Below are 17,262 nucleotides of genomic sequence, written 5' to 3' on the forward strand. Positions count from 1 at the left end.
AAGGCGGCGGACGGCATCGGGCAGATCCAGAACTGGCTGCGGGACGGGCCGCTCAACCTCTCCGACCGGACGCTCGACCACTACATCCAGGCCGGGCAGAACTGGATCAACGAGAACACGCAGATGTTGACCAGCGGCGCGCTCTCCACCGCCGGTACCGTGGTGGAGATATTCACCGGTGCCCTGCTGGTGCTGTTCGCCACGTTCTTCTTCCTCCGCGACGGAGGGCGGATCTGGCGGTTCCTCGTCGGGATGTTTCCCGCCGCCGCCCGCTGGGGGGTCGACGACGCCGGCCGCGCCTCCTGGCTGACCCTGGTGGCCTACGTTCGAGCCACCGTGTTGGTGGCGTTCATCGACGCGGTGGGCATCGGCATCGCGCTGGTGCTGTTCGACGTGCCGTTCGCCTTCGCGCTGGCCGCACTCGTGTTCCTCAGCGCGTTCATCCCGATCGTCGGTGCGACGCTGTCCGGGGCGGTGGCGGTCCTGGTCGCCCTCGTCGACGGTGGTTGGGTCACCGCGCTGTTCATCCTTGGGGCGGTGATCGTGGTCCAGCAGTTGGAGGGCAACGTGCTCCAGCCCTGGATCATGGGGAGAGCGGTGGCCCTCCACCCACTGCCCGTGGTGCTGGCGGTCACCGCCGGCGTGGTGCTCGACGGCATCTTCGGCGCGCTCATCGCCGTACCGCTGATCGCCGTGGTCAACACCGCGGTCCGCCGCCTGGCCCGGCGCCGGTCGGAGGCGCCGGCACCGACCCCGGCGGCGGTCGTGGTCAGGTCCACCCCGCCGTGAGCAACCCCCGGCCGGCCGGGTGGGGCAGTCAGGGGGCTTGGTCGGGGGTGCGGGTGAAGACGAAGGTGGCGACGTCCAGGGCGACGGGGTGGCCCGTCTCGTCGCGTCGTACGGCCAGCACCTCGCCGTCCTCCGGGCCGCTGCGACCGCGCCAGCGGTCGGGGCCCTCCGGGGCGTACCGGCTGGTCCGGTCGCCGCGCAGGCTCCCGACCAGCTCGCCGGTGGCGGGATCCCAGGTGACGTCGAGCGGGAAGCCCATCCACCACCAGCGGCCGGTGAGCGCGGCCAGGTCGGCCGGGGGCGGGGCGTCGGCCGGCTGCCAGGGGCGGGCCGGTGCGGGCTCGGTGTCCAGTACGCGGGTCAGGATCTGGTGGCCCAGTGGACCGATGCCGCCGGTCCGGAAGCCGTACGAGTTGGCGAAGCCGACGATGCCGGTGCGGCTGCGGCGGTGCACGGCCAGGGCGGCGACGTAGCCGGGCATCGAGCCGCCGTGCCCGGCGTACACCCGGTCGCCCTCGCGGGTCAGCTGGATGCCGAGGCCGTACCCGCCGCGCCAGGAGTCCAGGTCGCCGATGACCACCGGGGCGCACATCTCGTCGAGGGTGTCCGGGGCGAGCACGGCCGGGTCGGGGTCGGCGAGAAAGGCCGCCCAGCGGGCGAGATCCGCGACGGTGGACCACAGTTGCCCGGCCGGGGCCATGGCGCGGGTGTCCGTACGCGGCTCCTCCCGCAGCGTGTCGTGCCACGGGTGCACCACGTAGCCCCGGGCGTACGGCTCGGTGGCCGCGTACGTGGTGCGGTGCATGCCCAGCGGCGTGAGGATCCGCTCGCGCACCAGCTGCGTCCACGGGGTGCCGGTGATCCGCTCCAGCGCCCCGCCGAGCAGCCCGTACGCCAGGTTGGAGTAGTGGAAGGCGCGGTGCGGCGGGTAGGCGACCTTCGCGGCGGAGAACCCGGCCAGCAGGGTGGCCACGTCGACGCCCTCGCTGCGTTCCCACCACGGCCCGTCGGGCTCGCGTTGCAGGCCCCCGGCGTGCCCGAGCAGCTGGCGCAGGGTGACCGCGCCGGCCGCAACGGCCTCGGGCAGATGTTGCCGCAGCGGATCGTCCAGCGCCAGTCGACCGGCGTCGCGTTCCTGCATGATCAGCACCGCGGTCATCGTCTTGGTGATCGAGCCGATGCGGTACTGCAGGTCGGCGTCGGGCCGCGGGTGGCTGCCGGCGGCGGCCAGGTGCGCCACCGTGCCGTCGCGGATCACGCCGACGACCAACGACGGGGCGTGGCCGGTGGACTGCGCGTCGGCCACCAGGGCATCGACCTGCCGGGCGGTTTCGGGACGCAGGGGCACGAACGTCTCCCTCGATGGTGGTGGGGCGGTGCCTTCGATCATGACAGTTCGATGACACGTGCGTTGGCGTGTCACGATCGTGTTGTGGAAGCGGTGCTGTGGATCGTTCTTGGTGTGGTACTGGCGGTCGCCGAAATCTTCACGGCGACGCTGTTCCTGATCATGTTCGCGGTCGGTGCGTTCGCTGCTGCCGGTGCCGCCGCGCTCGGTGCCCCGGTGGGGGTGCAGGCGGTGGTCTTCGCCGCCGTGTCGGCGTTGACCGTGCTCGCCGCCCGCCCGGTCATCCAGGGGCACAGGCTGTCGGCGATGGAGAGCGGCGACACCCCGTTCGGGATCGAGGCGATCGAGGGCTCCACCGCCCTGGTGCTGGAGCAGGTCGACACCGACCAGGGCATGGTGAAGATCGACGGCGAGTTGTGGACCGCCCGCGCCTACGACGCCACCCAGGTTTTGGCACCCGGCGAAAGGGTGCAGGTTATCCAGGTCAAGGGAGCGGTAGCCCTGGTCTGGCGGGACGTTTCGACGCCCGGTGAGCTACCCGAAGCGGAAAGGTGAACGGATGGAACTTGTCTTCCCCGTCCTGTTGATAGGCGTTGCCCTGATTGCGGTGATCACTCTGGCCAAGGCGTTGCGGATCGTGCCGCAGCAGCGTCAGGACGTGGTCGAGCGGCTCGGTCGGTACAAGCGCACGCTGAACCCGGGGCTGAACCTCCTCGTGCCGTTCATCGACTCGGTGCGTACCAAGGTCGACATGCGCGAGCAGGTGGTCAGCTTCCCGCCGCAGCCGGTGATCACCTCGGACAACCTGGTCGTGTCGATCGACACGGTGCTTTACTTCAAGGTCGTGGACTCGGTCCGGGCCACCTACGAGATCTCCAACTTCCTCCAGGCGATCGAGCAGCTCACCGTCACCACGCTGCGGAACGTGATCGGCTCGTTGGACCTGGAGCGCGCCCTGACCAGCCGCGAGGAGATCAACCGGCACCTGTCCGGCGTGCTGGACGAGACCACCGGCCGGTGGGGCATCAAGGTGACCCGGGTCGAGATCAAGGCCATCGAGCCGCCGCCGAGCATCCGCGACTCGATGGAGAAGCAGATGCGCGCCGAGCGGGACCGCCGTGCCGCGATCCTGAACGCCGAGGGGCACAAGCAGTCGCAGATCCTCTCCGCCGAGGGTGAGAAGCAGGCGGCGGTGCTGCGCGCTGACGGTGACCGGCAGGCCCGCATCCTGCAGGCCGAGGGCCAGGCGAAGGCGATCCGGACCGTGTTCGACGCCATCCACCAGGCCAACCCGAGCCAGAAGGTGCTCGCCTACCAGTACCTCCAGGCCCTGCCGCAGATCGCCAACGGCACGGCCAACAAGGTGTGGATCGTGCCGGCCGAGCTGACCAAGGCCCTGGAGGGCATGGGCGGCGCGCTCGGCGGGCTGAGCCAGATGGTCGGCGACGTGCCGAGCAAGCAGGCCTCCGACGACGCCAGCGCGGTCGAGCGGGAGGCCGCCGAGGCCGCGCAGGCCGCCGCCGCGGCGGCCCAGGAGATCCACGACGAGGTACGCGTGGCCGAGGCGCAGGCCACCGGCGGCCAGGAACAGCCGGGCCTGCCCGCACCCGAGCCGGTATCCCCGGCGAGCCTGCTCGACGACCCGGCCGACCAGCGCGAGCGGGGCTGACCCCGGGCCGAACCGGCAGCTGCCGGTAAATGCGAGAAAGGCTCATGAGGCGCTCCGGTGCCTGCCACCATCGGTCGTAGTGCGGGTGGTGACCAGGCATCGGGGCGCCTCGGCGTGTCCCGGCACCGCTCGTGGATGAGCGAGGTGACGGATGGATCCACTGAAGCGGTTGTGGTCCACGCCGGACGAGCCGGGAGCGCACGACCCCGCCGGGCCGTTGGGCAGCCGGCGTACCGGCGGCGGCTTCGGCGTCCTGCCCTTCGTCGACGAGCCGGCTCCGCCCGGACCAGCCACCAACGCCAGTTGGGCCTGGTCCCTGCGCCGGCTGGCCCGGGCCGCGATCTGGCTGCTGCCGGCGTACGCGATCCTCTACGGCGTGGTGGCGATGGCCAGCGACGGCGGGGTGGGCAACGACCCGTACCCGGCCGACGGACGACCGCTGTACCTGGTCGGCTGGGTGGTCGCGGTCTGGCTCGGCCTGCTGGCCCTGCTCGGGCTGACCGGTCTGCTCGCCGCCACCCGCAGCCGCCGCTCCGCCGTGGCCGGGCTGCTGGTCAGCATCGCCGGCACGGTGCTGATGCTGCCCTTCGCCGGGCTGGCCGAGCAGACCCCGGTCTTCGGCACCACCGCCCGGACCCTGGTCCTGGTCGGGGCGACCTGTTACAGCGTGGGTTGGCTGTGCACCGGGTGGGCGGTGGCCCGCTCGGGCATGTTCAGCATCGGGGACGGGACGATGCTGATGATCGCCAGCCCGCTGCTCGGCCTCGGCGGGGCGTTGATCGGCTCGCTGCAGACCTTCGGGGCGATCTTCGCGTTGATCGCCGGTATCGGCATCGCCTACCGTTCCGGCCGCCTGATGCCGCAGGAGATCCTCCGCGACGCCACCAGCGCCAGCGTCGCCACGGCCGGGCCGGCCGGACCGGCGGGGCCGGCGGGACCGGCTGGCCCGGGCGGTGCCGGCCCACTGGGCGCGGCCTGATCGGGCGGTGCGGCCTGACCCGGCAGCCCCGGGGGTGCTCCCGGGCGAGAAATTGGCGGCAACCCCGGCGCGGAAATCAATAACCCCCGAGCGGAGAAACTGTCGGATCACGGACCGGCTGCCATCCGCTCGGCGGGTGACGTCCCTTCTTCGGCGGGCCCCGGCGAACGCGCGATCAGGGCGGGTACGGTCGCGCCGGTGACCGCCGGGACTCTTCGGCCATTGTCGGCGGACATATCGCCGAGGTGTCGTTGCTCTTGACCATGCCACCATGGGTGCTCATTTCCCAGCCGTGAGACATTCATGGAGCCGGTGTTGTGGCGACATTTCCCCGATTGGCCGTGCTGTTGTGCGACACCGACGGCACCGCCGGACGGCTCTACCAGGAACTGACCCAGAACCCCCTGGTACGACGCCTGAGGGTGGCGGGCAGCCTGGACGAGGCGGCGCGGCGAACCGCGGATGGCGAGTTCGACGTGGTCGTCGTCGATCCACTGTCGACCGGACTGGTCGGAGCCGGGGAGTTCGCCCTGGCCCGCGCGGATGCGGGGACGGCCGTCGTGCTGTACGTCGATCTGGCCGAGGTCGAGGCCCGGGCGTCGGTGTTCTACCACGGTGAGCGGGCCCGGTTGAAGGACCTGTTCATCCTCGACCGACGAATCCCGCCGGCGGTGCTGGCCGCCGAGGCGAACGAAGTGCTGATCAAATGCCAGGCGTTGCGGCTGCTGGCCACCGGCCGGGTGCGTGCCGACCGACTGCTCGACGAGGTACGCGACATCGCGGTCAGCACGGGCGACGGCGAGTTGGGGCAACTGGTGGAAGAGGTCGGCGAGACCCGGATCCTGGAGCGGGTGCGCCCGGACGTGGAGTTGGTCCGCCCGGCCACCGCCGGCACGGTCTTCCTGTCGCACCGGTCCGACGAGGCGGACGGGTACGTACGGGGGCTGACGGAGCTGTTGGAGGACAAGGGCTTCACCGTGGTCACCGGGCGGGGCGCCGACGGCTACGTCGGCACGGCCGTGCTCAACCGGATCCGGGACTGCGAGTTCTTCGTGTCGTTGATGACCCGGGAGCGGCCGTTGGCCGGGGACGGCGAGCGGTACGCCACGAGCGCCTGGCTGGTCGAGGAGAAGGGTGCCGCCCTGGCCTTCCGCAAGTACATGGTGCTGCTGGTGGAGGAGGGGGTGGACGACATCGGCCGGCTGCAGGGGGACTGGCAGCGACACCGGTTCACGCCCACGACCTTCACCACCGCGGCCCGTGCCGCGGTCGCCCAGCTGGGCCGGCACAGTGGACGGAACGAGGCGGCATGATCTACGGGAATCCCGTCGACCGTTGGCCCATCCTCCGTTCGGCCTAATTCATGTCAGCTGATGGAATGATTTACGGCTCGTGCTTGTGTGCTAATTGTTCTGCTGGCCGCCATGGGGATTGCAGATTGCGAAATGACAGCAGCCGGAAAGGTGCGCGGTGTTGCCGCCCGGCCCTATTGTTGGGCTAATCGGCGACCGGCCCTGACTTCGTCGGAGGACGTTGTGGCAGAGGCGATACGCGCGTGGGGTGCGCCGGGGGGCGACGTACCCATGCGACGATCCGCGCCGGTCGCCGATTCCCGGTCCACTTCCGCGCCGCCGGCCCGTGCCGGGCACCCCTACTTCGAGTGCGAGCCGCACCGAGTGGCCGCGGTCGAGGCGATCCGGGCCGGCCGGGTACCACTCAAATTCGCCTACGCCGGCAGCGCCGCCTACACCCACGACACGTACGCCCGCTCGGCCGGCTACCTGAGCATGCTGACCTCCGCCCGGCACGAGGCGGACGCCCTGATCACGGCCGGGGTGGTGGCCGCCGGGGCGCTCGCCGTGGCCGAGATCGGCCCGGGCAACGGCGGGCGCAGCCGGGCCTTCCTCGCCCGGCTGGCCAACCGGGGCCGACCCTGCCGGCGGTACCTCGCACTCGACTTCAGCGAGACCCTGTTGGGGATCGCCTGCGCCCGGCTCGCCCGCTTCGCCGGAGGCCGGATGAGCGTTGACTCAGACGTGTGGGACATCGAGTGCGGCGCCTCGCGGAGCGTGGAGCGCTGGCGGCGCGGGACGGCACCCGTCGTCGGCTGCCTGCTCGGTCACACGCTGGGTAACGTCGAGCATCCCGCCGCCGCGTTGGCGAACATCGGGGCCGCGCTGCGCCCCGACGACGTGCTGCTGCTCAGTGTCGCCGTCGGCCCGCCCGACGAGTCGGCATCGGTCGTCCTGGCACCGTACCGGTCGCCGGAGTTCCGCGCCGCCGCGCTGCAGCCGCTGCTCGCCGCCGGCCTGCCCGACGCCACGCTGGAACTCGTGCTGAGCTGGCGGAACGGCGTGGTGATCGGCGAGGCGGTGCTGCGCCGGCCGGTGTCGATGGACGGCCGGACGCTGGCCGCCGGGCACCGCATCCGTTGCTTCAAGTCCCGGAGGTTCCGCCCCCACGACGTCATCGCCGCCGTCGGGGACGCGGGTTGGCAGATCCGTGACGCCGTGTCCGCGCCGGGTGGCAACCACCTGGTCGTCACGGCGTCGCGACGGTGAGGGGAGTGGCCGAGGTGGCCGAGCCGAGCAGAACCCCGGAACGAATGACACCCGCCGAGCTGATCGAACGGGCCCGCCGCGCGAACCTGTTCTTCCGGGCGTCCTACGAGGGCACCGACACGCAGAGCGTACGGCTGCCGGGCGCGGCGGTCGACGAGCTGATCCAGGGCCTGGCTTCCGGGGTGCACAGCGAGCTGTGCCAGATCGTCCCGTACTCCACCGCCAGCCGGCCGACCGACCTGTTCACCCGGGCGGTGTTTCGGCAGCTGGCGCAGCGGGCCACGGTCCGCCGGATGTACCTCGTGCCGGGCGAGGACGTGAGCGGCAGCGACATCGACCGCCAGTTGGCCGAGGATCGCGCCAACGATCTGCACCCGGTGAAGGTGCCGGTGCGCCTCGACGGGAAGACCGCGCTCGGCGGTAAGACCACGCAGGTGCCGATGACCGACATGTGGCTCATCGACCGCCAGGTGGTGGTTCGGCAGGAGGTGGGGCGCGACGGGCTGGCGTCCTGGGTCGTCAGCCGGCACTCCGAGGACGTGGAGCGGGCCTGGTCGCTCTGGACGGACCTGATGAGCCGGGTCCCGGTCGCCGGCGAGGACCAGCGCCGCCGGCCCGGGCCGGAACTGACCCGGTCGTTGCTCCAGTCCGCCAGCATGCTGTACGCGATGGCACCGATGTCGTGCGGTCCGTCGCATCAGGACAGCGTCAACTGCTCCTGGTACCACGCCGCCTGGCAGTACCTCCGCCTGTTCGACATGGTGAGCAGCCCGCAGTGGCATGCGCAGTTCTACACCGAGCGGCTGGTCGAGGCGGTGCGCCGCGGCGCTCGGCGGGTGCTGATCAGCGGCACCGCCGACTACACCACGCTGGCGTTCGTGCTGGACGCGATCCGGTCGGCCACCGGTGACCTGCCTGAGCAGCTGGACGTGCACGTGGTGGACAAGTGCCAGACCCCGTTGCTGGCCTGCCACTGGTACGCCAAGCAGCTGGGCACCGAGGTCCACGTGCACAAGGCCGACATCACCTGCCCGGACGCGGTACGGCGGCTCGTGGACGGCGGCCCGTTCGACCTGGTGGTGGCGGACGCCTTCCTGACCCGCTTCGACCGGGCCGACGCGGCGACCGTGATCGACAGTTGGTCGGACCTGCTGCGGCCGGGCGGAACGGTGGTCACCACCGTGCGGCTGCACGAGGGCAACGAATGGCCGAGCTCCGACGAGGCGCAGGACGACCGGCACCGGGTGACCGACCTGGTCGACGACTTCGAGTTGCGGTTCCGCGAGCGCGCCGCCAGCTGGCGGGGCCTGCTCTCGGTGCAGCTGGAGGAGCTGTCCGCGGCCGTTCGCCGGTACGCCGCCCGGATGGAGAGCCACGACCTGGGCGACGCCGAGGAGATCCGTACGGCGTTCGGTCGGAGCGGTTTCACCCTGCTGTCCGGCTTCGAGGTCGAGGGTGTCGAAGGCGAGTTGGTCCGCACCAAGTACCTGCGGTTGTGCGCCCAGCTGTCCGGCGACAGTGGAGGATCCGGCGGTTAGCATCGGGTTGTCTGGTGATTGTCGGCTGACCCAGGGTGATGCGTCAGAGGGGGGATGCGTCGGTGACGGACGAGCCGCCTGATGGCTGGATGACCGTCAACGCCCTCGGGCCGGAGCCCGACGCGTTCAAACTCCTCGGTGCCGCGCGTCAGGATCTGCTCGTGCAGTTGCCGTCTTCCGGCGGGCGGCGCGCGGCGTTGCATGTCCTGCCGGAGGCCAGTATCGAGTTCGCCGACGGTGTCGGTCACGGCCTGGTGGTCCGGGTGGAGGCCCCCGGCGGTGCGACCGAGGTACGACTGTCCGAGACCGCGTTACGGGCGGCCAGCACCTCGGCGTCGGCCGGCATCACCCCGCTGGTGCTGTTGAGCTGCGCGCTGTCCGGTGAGGCGCTGCGGCCGGAGTGGCGGCCCCAGCGGGTGGGGCACGCGCAGCTGCCCGGCCCGGCCACCTTGGAGTACTACTCCCGGTTGCACCGCGTCACGCCCGGCTCGAGCAAGGTCGCGGAGGAGTTGGCGGCCGGGCACGATGTGATGGTCATCGGCGACCACGGCTGCGGCAAGTCGGCGCTGGTGGCCAACGTGGCCGAGCAGCGGCTGGACCAGGGCGACGGGGTGGTGTGGCTGAACATGAGCGACCCGGCGGACGGGCCGGAGTCGATCGTGTTGGCGTTGCTGGAGCAGGACCCCAGCGCCACCGGGGAATACCTTGTGGTGCTGGAGAATCTGCACGCCAACATGCTGGTGCGCAACACGTTGTTCAGCTGTCTGGAACGGCTGCGGAGCGACTTCGGGCTGCGGCTGCAGGTGCTGGCGACGAGCTGGAAGTCGGCGGCGGCGCTGCTGCGGCACGGCGAGCCGAACCGGGCGCTGAAGCCGGTGTTGGCGGAGGGCCGGCAGCTGATCAACCAGTTGCTGGTCGGCAGCCGGCTCGACGACACCGCCCGGGCGACGGTACGCAGCCTGGCGCAGAACGACGCGCACATCGCGCTGACCGCGATGGAGCTGTACGGCACCCTGGGCCGGGTGCCGACCGAGGCGGATCTCCAGGAGCACTACACCCGTGCGGTGACCGGGGCGGGGCAGCAGGAGGCGCTGTACCGGCTGGCCTGCCTGGGGGTGCTGGAGTTCCAGATGGCGGTCCGGGAGGCGGGGCGCCTGCGACAGCCGTTGGAGCAGCTGCGCGATGCCGGGCTGGTCTACCTGATCGACGGCGCGTACCAGATCGGGCCGCGGCGGCGGGCGCAGCTGGTGATGAACCACGCCCGTGACCGGTGGGACGCTGATCAGCGCTGGCATCGGCCGGAGGAGATCGTCCTGATGCATCTGCATCACGGCGGCGAGCGGCTGATGAAGGCGACGCTGAGCCGGCTGGACCTGCTCGTCTCCCCGGACGAGGCCCGCGCGGACAGCCTCTACCTGCTGACCAGCTGGGACATCCTGATCCGGCTCGGCCGCTCGCTGCGCTCGCGCAACGCCGCGGACCCGACCTGGGGCGACAACCTCGGCGCCGCGGTCTTCGCGGCCAGCGCCCTGCGCCAGCTCAACCACCCTGACGCGTGGGAGGAGATCGCCAACTGGCTTCGGGGCCGCTGGGACTACGCCAACCCGGGCTGCCGGCTGCCCGAGCCGGTGGGTGGGGAGACCGCCGACTACGCCGACTTCGTGGAGATCCAGCAGTCGATGGTCGAGGAGGACGCGCTGCTGGGCCCCGAGCCGCACCTGGCGGGCATGGTCGCTGGCCAACTGGACACCGGGCGGATGTACCGCACCTGGGTGCTGGGCCTGTTGCTGGGCTTCGAGGGGTCGGCCCCGTCGCACCACCACGACGAGTCCCGCGTCAAGCAGTTGGTCGAGGTCGCGGCGCGAGCGCAGGAGGACGACGGCAACTTCTATCCGGCGCGGGTGCCGTGGGTGACCGCTCGGGTGGTGCTCGGCCTGTGCCAGGCCGACCTGCGAATGGATCATCCGGTGGTCCGGGACGCCTGTAACTGGCTGATGCGCCAGGTGGCCCGGGGCGGGCCGTTCGACAACTGGTGGCGCAGCGGCACCGGATCCTGGAACCGCGAGGAGGCCACCACCGCGATGTGCCTTAGCGCCCTGGTCCGCGCCGGGGTGGATATGCGCCCCGGGATGCAGACGGCGCACGCCTGGCTGATGGGCCGGGAACGGGAGTGGACCATCCCGGGCCGGGAGATCGACCTGTCCCAGGTGCTGGAGGCCAACCTGCACTGCACCGCGACCGCCGCCGGCACCCGCGAGCACCTGCAGCCGCTGTTCGATCGGCTGCAGAACGAGATGAAGAATCCGTCGCGTCTCCCGACCGCTCCGGAGGAGCGGCTGCGCATCCCGTTCGTGGCCGCGCAGTTGGCCGACATCGTCTGGAGCACCGTGCAGATGGAGAGCCTCAAGCTCTACGGCGAGGTGTTCAACCACGGGCGTTTCGAGCCGGCCACGCCCCCGCAACAGTCCGGTACGCCGGAAGCGGTCCCGCAGCCCGCCGGTCCGCCCCTCAACGGCCGCCAGCTGGCGGTCTGGCGTCGGGGCGTCGAGCAGATCGAGCAGGCCATCCGTGAGCAGATCGCCAAGCGGAACGGGGCGTTGCGGATTCCGGCGGTGCAGCAGGCGGTGCAGCAGCTGCTCGAAGACCGGGCGGAACTCACCGCGCTCGCCGTCGAACTCGACGGCGACTTCGGCATCGACCTGCTCCAGCGCATCGACGCGTTGGGCCGGCGGATCTGTCGGGCGGCCTGGCCCGACCTGCCCTGGCCCGACGCGGGGGCAAAGCCGGAGCCTGAGCGGTGAGCATCGCGATCCCGTCGCCGTCGGCGCTGAACTTCCTGGCCGGGCTCTTCGCCGGTGCCGGGATCAACATGCTGACCTCGGTGTCGACCGGTCCGCCCGATCCCGAGATCTCCACGGTCAAGGTGGCGCTGGATTCGGCGCTCTGGGTGATCGCCGCGGCGTTCACGACCTGGGCGGCGCACCTGTTCCAGGCAGCGGAGCGGGAGGCCGACCTCTACATCGACCGGGACTTCGGCGAGGCCGAGAAGAAGCAGATCCGCGAGGACCACCTGCGGCGGGCGTTGCGCCGTGCCCGGTTACCGCTGGTGCTGACCGGGCTGTCCCTGGTGGGCGCGGTGCTCCTGCTGCCCGGTTTGATCAGCTGGCAGCGCGTACTTGGGGGCTGAGCAGCGCAAAGGCGGCTGGCAACTCACGGTGAATTGGCTGACAACCGGCCGGTCGAGGTGGTCGGATGGTGGCTTTCGTGGCAATCCTAGTGACCATGGCCACCCCTACGCCGCTGTCGCGGCTGTTCACCGTGCTGCTGACCGGCGTACTCGCCGGCCTGGTCCTGGCGGTCGTCGCGCTGCCGGGCAACCTGCTGCTCGGTTTCGCCGCGCAGGCGGCACTCGGTAACTACGCCGCGCTGCCGGACGCGCTGCGGACCCCGGCCACCCCGCAGCGGTCCTACCTCTACGCCGACGACGGCAAGACGCTGATCACCACGTTCTACGACGCCAACCGCAGCGATGTGACGCTGGCGGAGATCGCACCGGTGATGCGGCAGGCGATCGTGGCCGCCGAGGACCGGCGCTTCTACGAGCACGGCGGGGTGGACCTGCGCGGCATGCTGCGGGCCCTGGTCACCAACGTCACCGAGGGCGGCACCGAGCAGGGTGGCTCGACGCTGACCATGCAGTACGTGCGCAACGTGCTCAAGACCGACCCGAGCCGTACCGCCGAGGAGCGGGCCGCGGCCACCGAGCAGACCGTCGGGCGCAAGCTCCAGGAGGTCCGGTACGCCAACGCCCTGGAGGAGCGACTCGGCAAGGACGAGATCCTCAACCGCTACCTCAACATCGCGTACTTCGGCTCCGGGGCGTACGGGGTCGCCGCGGCGAGCCAGCGCTACTTCTCCACGGCTCCGTCGGAGCTGACCCTCGCCGAGTCTGCGCTGCTCGCCGGCCTGGTACAGGCGCCGGAGGCGTACAGCCCGATCGACGGCGACGCCGACGCGGCGCTGGCCCGGCGGGCGTACGTGCTGGATGCCATGGCCGAAACCGGGGCGATCACCGCCGCGCAGGCCGCCGAGGCGAAGGCCGAACCGTTGGGCCTGCACCCCAGCGAGCAGCCCAACGGCTGCGCCGCCACCGCCGGCGACCGCGACGGCTGGGGGTTCTTCTGCGACTACCTGCGCCGGTGGTGGCTGGCCCAGCCGGAGTTCGGGGACACCGTCGCCGAGCGGGAGCAGGCGCTGCGCCGGGGCGGCTACACCGTGGTCACCACGCTGGACCCGCAGATCCAGGCCACCGCGCAGAAGCAGGCCACCAGCGTCTACGGGTACGACAATCCGCGCGCCCTGCCGATCGCCGCAGTCGAGCCCGGCACCGGCCGGGTGCTGGCGATGGCCGTCAACCGGCACTACAGCCTCGACGCCAACCCCGACGGGCAGGGCAACTACCCGAACACCGTCAACCCGCTGATCTCCGGCGGCGGCGGCGTCGCCGGCTACCAGGCCGGGTCGACGTTCAAGCTGTTCACCATGCTCGCCGCGCTGGAGTCCGGCCGGCCCCTGGCCACCGGCTTCGACGCGCCCAGCCGGCTGCCCACCCGGTATCCGGCCGGGGCGGACGACAGCAGCTGCGGCGGCCAGTGGTGCCCGGCCAACGCCAACCCGCAGTGGATGGACGGCTACCGGATGATGTGGGACGGTTTCGGCCGGTCGGTGAACACGTACTTCGTCTGGCTGGCCGAGCAGGTCGGGCCGGAGAAGGTGGTCGAGATGGCCCAGCGGCTGGGCGTCACCTTCCGCGCCGAGTCCGACGCGAACTTCGCCGAGAACAACGCGGCCGACTGGGGAGCGTTCACCCTCGGCGTGGCCGCCACCACCCCGCTCGACCTGGCCAACGCGTACGCCACCGTGGCGGCGGAGGGGACGTACTGCTCGCCGGTGCCGGTGGTGTCGGTGACCGCACCCGACGGGGAGCGGTTGCCGGTCGGCGACCCGTCCTGCCGGCAGGTGCTCGACCCCGACGTGGCCCGGGCCGCCACCGACGCGGCGCGCTGCCCGGTGGGTCAGCAGTCCGCGTTCGGGCAGTGCAACGGCGGCACCGCCACCGCCGTGGACCGGATCCTCGACGGCCGCCCGGCGGCCGGCAAGACCGGCAGCTCCGAGCGCGCCGCCACCGAGACCTTCGTCGGGTTCACCCCGCAGGTCGCGGTCGCCGGCATCGCCGCCAACCCGGACGACCCGACCGACCTGGTCGGCAGCGCCGTGCAGGCCCGAGTGATCGACGCGGTCGCCCGGATCATCGCCACGGCGGTCGACGGCCAGCCCGAGCAGGCGTTCACCGCACCCAGCCAGTCCCTGGTCGGCGACCCCCGCCGCCCGGTCGAACGCGATCCGTTCGCCGATCGCAGCCAATCAACCGACGACCCCCTCTCCACCTTCCGGCGCTGGTTCCAAAACCGCGGCTAACCCACCCCACCCCACCGGCCCCACCCCACCGCCCCACCCCGCCTGCCCGCCCGACAGCCCGCCGATCTTGCACTTTCTGCCGCCGCATACCGCGCTTATCGCCCATACCGGCGACCAAAAGTGCAAGATCGGCGGGGGTGGGGTGGGTTTGGGGTTAGGGGTTGGTGCGGCGGGGGCGGTAGGTGGTGATGACGCTGGGGAGGCCGCGGCGGACTATGCCGGCCCAGTCGGTGTCGCCGCGCAGCACCGCGGCGGCGGTCTTGCGTACCTGTTCGGCGGTGAAGTGCGGCGGCATCATCAGCTCGGCCGGGTCCACCAGGGCGTTGATCACCGTGGGGCGGTCGGCGCGTAGGGCCCGGTCCCAGACTTCGGGCACCTGGTCGGGGCGGTCGATCAACTCGCCGCGCAGGCCCAGCACCTCACCCCAGCGGTGGTAGGCGATGTCGGGCAGTTGCTGGCTGTCCGGGAACATCGGCGTACCCTCGGTGGAGCGTTGCTCCCAGCTGACGAACGCCAGATCCCGGTTGTTGAGCACCAGCACCACGAACCGTGGGTCGGTCCAGCCGCGCCAGTACTTCGCCACCGTGATCAGCTCGTTGATCCCGTTCATCTGCATCGCCCCGTCCCCGATCAGGGCCACCAGCGGGCGGTCCGGGTGGGCGAACTTGGCCGCCAGGGCGTACGGCATGGCACCGCCCATCGACAGCAGGGTGCCGGAGAGGCTGGCCAGCATCCCCGGGCGGACCCGCAGGTGCCGGGCGTACCAGGCGGTGGTGGTGCCGCAGTCCACGGCGAGCATCACGTCGTCGGGCAGCCGGTCGCTGAGGCTGGTGTAGAGCAGCTGCGGGTTGACCGGGTCGGCCTCCTGCTCGGCCAGATCGCGCTGCGCCTGCCGCCAGGCGGCGGTGGCCCCGGCCACGGTCTGCCGCCAGCGGGTCGGCCCCGGCCCCGGTCCCAACTCTCGCAGCAGGGCCCGCAGGGTGGGCGCGGCGTCCCCGGTCAGGTTCACCTCGGTGGGGTACCGCAGGCCCAGCTGGGTGCCGTCGTGGTCGATCTGCACCGCCCGCGCCTGGCCCGGCGGCGGATAGAACTCCGAGTACGGCATGTTGCTGCCGACGATCAGCAGCCGGTCGCACTGGTTCATCAACTGCCAGCTCGGCCGGGTGCCGAGCAGGCCGATGGCACCGGTCACCCACGGCTCCCGGTGATCGACCACGGTCATCCCGAGCAACGCCGTCGCCACCCCCGCGCCGAGCCGGTGGGCCACCTCGCGTACCTCGTTCTCGGCGCCGATTGCGCCCTGCCCGACCAGCATGGCCACCCGCTCGCCGCCGCGCAGCACGTCGGCGGCGTGGCGGACGGCCTCCTCCGGCGGCACCGTCGGACCGCTGCTCGGCACGCTGCTGGTCTGGTAGTAGCCATGCGCGTGCGGCGGGTTGGGCATGGCCGCCAGATCCTGCACGTCGAGGGGGAGGACCAGCGCGGTGACGGTACGCCGGGCCAGCGCGGTCCGGCAGGCCCGGTCGACCAGGTGCCGCACCTGGGAGGGATGGTCGAGCTGAGCCAGGAACGCCGCCGCGACATCCTTGTACAGGGCGAGCAGGTCCACCTCCTGGTAGTAGCCGCCGCCCTCGGCGGTGAGCGCGGTGTGGCCGAGCAGAGCCACCACCGGCTGGTGGTCCAGCTTGGCGTCGTAAAGGCCGTTGAGCGCGTGGATGGCGCCCGGCCCGCTGGTCACCAGCACCGCACCGATCGGCCCGCCGCCGTACTTGACGTGCGCCGACGCGGCGAACCCGGCGGTCTCCTCGTGCCGCACCTGGACGAACTGCGCCTGCTCGTTGGTGCGTTGCAGCGCCGAGGTCATGCCGTTGATGCCGTCACCGGGAAAGCCGAAGTACCGGCGGACGCCCCAGCAGGCGAGCCGCTGCACGATGTGGTCCGCGACGGTGGCCTCGCGGGGCAGCGGCCACGGGTCGGCCGGCACCAGCGTGCCGACGTGATCTTCGCTCACACCTGGTCCGCCCTTCGCTCCCGACTGTGGCCCGGGATTCCCCTTCTTACCCGGACAAAACCACCGCATCGGGGACGTGTTCGACCGGGCAGCCGAACTGGTGAGATTCTCCTACCATGAGCCGATGATCGAGCAGGTCGAGTCGCGCATTCCCAGGCCGGTCGCTGCCGCCGTGCTGATCCTGGTGCTGACGACTGCCGGATCGGTAGGCGAAATGCTGATGACTGCTTCGTTCACGGTCACCGGGCCGATATTTCCGATTCTTTTTCTAGTGCTGGCTTACGGCCTGTGGCGCCGTAGCGGGCGGGCCCGGTTCTGGACAACCCTGCTCCTCACGATGGCTGTCGTGTACGGACTTCTCGGGTTTGGTGCATCCAATGCGTTCCGGTGGTTGTGGATAGCCGCAGATGCGGTCACGGTCGGCCTGTTGCTGGTACCCGCGTCGTCCCGTCGGTGGTTCCACGACGCCAGGTGAAGGCGGCGAGCCGCCCGAGCTACTCCCGCAGGTATCCGGTGGCGGGCCGGCGCCCGGAGCGGCAGGATCGGGGCATGACCTCCGAACCGCACCGGCGGGCGATCGGCTCACTGCGGGCCGTGGCGCTGGACGCCCCGGACATCGATCTCCTGGCCACGTTCTACGAGCAGCTTGCCGGCTGGCGACGCGTCGACGGTGACGACGAGTGGATCACGATCGACTCCGGCGACGGCTGGCGGATCGGCCTGCAACGGGCCACCAACCATGTGCCGCCCCGCTGGCCGGGCCAGGACCGTCCGCAGCAGGCACATCTCGATTTTCGGGTACCGGACATCGATGCGGCGGCGGAACGCGCCGAGCAGCTCGGCGCCAGCGTGCTGCGCCGCAACGAACGGTGGCACACGATGGCCGACC

Annotated in this window: 14 protein-coding genes; 12 read left to right on the forward strand and 2 right to left on the reverse strand. The window is 71.3% G+C overall.

Going from position 1 to position 17,262, the window contains the following annotated elements; genetic code table 11:
• Nucleotides 1-789 (forward strand): AI-2E family transporter (locus AB0M52_RS14725; protein ID WP_363953381.1); only part of this gene is annotated, 789 nt, incomplete at its 5' end.
• A gap of 28 nt (nucleotides 790-817) precedes the next feature.
• Here AB0M52_RS14725 and AB0M52_RS14730 read toward each other — a convergent pair.
• Nucleotides 818-2,137 carry a serine hydrolase domain-containing protein gene (locus tag AB0M52_RS14730; RefSeq protein ID WP_363953383.1) on the reverse strand — a complete coding sequence of 440 codons (1,320 nt, stop codon included), beginning with the start codon at nucleotides 2,135-2,137 and terminating at the stop codon, nucleotides 818-820.
• An 84-nt stretch (nucleotides 2,138-2,221) separates the two neighbouring features.
• On the opposite strand from AB0M52_RS14730, the gene AB0M52_RS14735 reads away from it, so the two are divergent.
• From AB0M52_RS14735 to AB0M52_RS14775, 9 genes are all read left to right on the forward strand, one after another.
• A complete protein-coding gene (locus tag AB0M52_RS14735; RefSeq protein WP_363953385.1) occupies nucleotides 2,222-2,692 on the forward strand; it encodes an NfeD family protein in 471 nt (156 codons plus the stop codon).
• A gap of 4 nt (nucleotides 2,693-2,696) precedes the next feature.
• Complete coding sequence (locus AB0M52_RS14740) at nucleotides 2,697-3,806, forward strand: SPFH domain-containing protein (protein WP_363953387.1); 1,110 nt, start codon at nucleotides 2,697-2,699, stop codon at nucleotides 3,804-3,806.
• A 151-nt stretch (nucleotides 3,807-3,957) separates the two neighbouring features.
• Complete coding sequence (locus tag AB0M52_RS14745) at nucleotides 3,958-4,785, forward strand: hypothetical protein (protein ID WP_363953389.1); 828 nt, start codon at nucleotides 3,958-3,960, stop codon at nucleotides 4,783-4,785.
• Between the two features lie 335 nt (nucleotides 4,786-5,120).
• Complete coding sequence (locus tag AB0M52_RS14750) at nucleotides 5,121-6,098, forward strand: hypothetical protein (protein ID WP_363953391.1); 978 nt, start codon at nucleotides 5,121-5,123, stop codon at nucleotides 6,096-6,098.
• A 270-nt stretch (nucleotides 6,099-6,368) separates the two neighbouring features.
• Nucleotides 6,369-7,346 carry an L-histidine N(alpha)-methyltransferase gene (locus AB0M52_RS14755; RefSeq protein WP_363953393.1) on the forward strand — a complete coding sequence of 326 codons (978 nt, stop codon included), beginning with the start codon at nucleotides 6,369-6,371 and terminating at the stop codon, nucleotides 7,344-7,346.
• 5 nt (nucleotides 7,347-7,351) lie between these two features.
• A complete protein-coding gene (locus AB0M52_RS14760) occupies nucleotides 7,352-8,884 on the forward strand; it encodes a class I SAM-dependent methyltransferase (RefSeq protein WP_363953396.1) in 1,533 nt (510 codons plus the stop codon).
• 62 nt (nucleotides 8,885-8,946) lie between these two features.
• Nucleotides 8,947-11,685: a hypothetical protein gene (locus tag AB0M52_RS14765; RefSeq protein ID WP_363953398.1), complete on the forward strand. Its 2,739-nt coding sequence runs from the start codon at nucleotides 8,947-8,949 to the stop codon at nucleotides 11,683-11,685.
• Nucleotides 11,682-12,071, forward strand: a complete 390-nt coding sequence (locus AB0M52_RS14770) for a hypothetical protein (protein WP_363953400.1) — start codon at nucleotides 11,682-11,684, stop codon at nucleotides 12,069-12,071. The genes AB0M52_RS14765 and AB0M52_RS14770 overlap by 4 nt, the downstream gene beginning before the upstream one ends.
• A gap of 95 nt (nucleotides 12,072-12,166) precedes the next feature.
• Nucleotides 12,167-14,362 (forward strand): transglycosylase domain-containing protein, encoded by a 2,196-nt coding sequence (locus tag AB0M52_RS14775; RefSeq protein ID WP_363953408.1) that lies wholly within the window; start codon nucleotides 12,167-12,169, stop codon nucleotides 14,360-14,362.
• Between the two features lie 154 nt (nucleotides 14,363-14,516).
• Here AB0M52_RS14775 and AB0M52_RS14780 read toward each other — a convergent pair whose 3' ends face one another.
• Entirely contained in the window at nucleotides 14,517-16,373 is a 1,857-nt protein-coding gene (locus AB0M52_RS14780) for a thiamine pyrophosphate-requiring protein (RefSeq protein WP_363953402.1), read from the reverse strand.
• A 124-nt stretch (nucleotides 16,374-16,497) separates the two neighbouring features.
• Here AB0M52_RS14780 and AB0M52_RS14785 point away from each other — a divergent pair, with 124 nt between their 5' ends.
• Complete coding sequence (locus AB0M52_RS14785; protein ID WP_363953404.1) at nucleotides 16,498-16,848, forward strand: hypothetical protein; 351 nt, start codon at nucleotides 16,498-16,500, stop codon at nucleotides 16,846-16,848.
• A 74-nt stretch (nucleotides 16,849-16,922) separates the two neighbouring features.
• Nucleotides 16,923-17,262, forward strand: a 340-nt coding sequence (locus AB0M52_RS14790; RefSeq protein ID WP_363953406.1) for a VOC family protein, incomplete at its 3' end; no start/stop codon positions are given.

Origin of the sequence: Micromonospora sp. NPDC051296 (assembly GCF_040682255.1) — a bacterium.
GTDB lineage: Bacteria > Actinomycetota > Actinomycetes > Mycobacteriales > Micromonosporaceae > Micromonospora > Micromonospora craterilacus.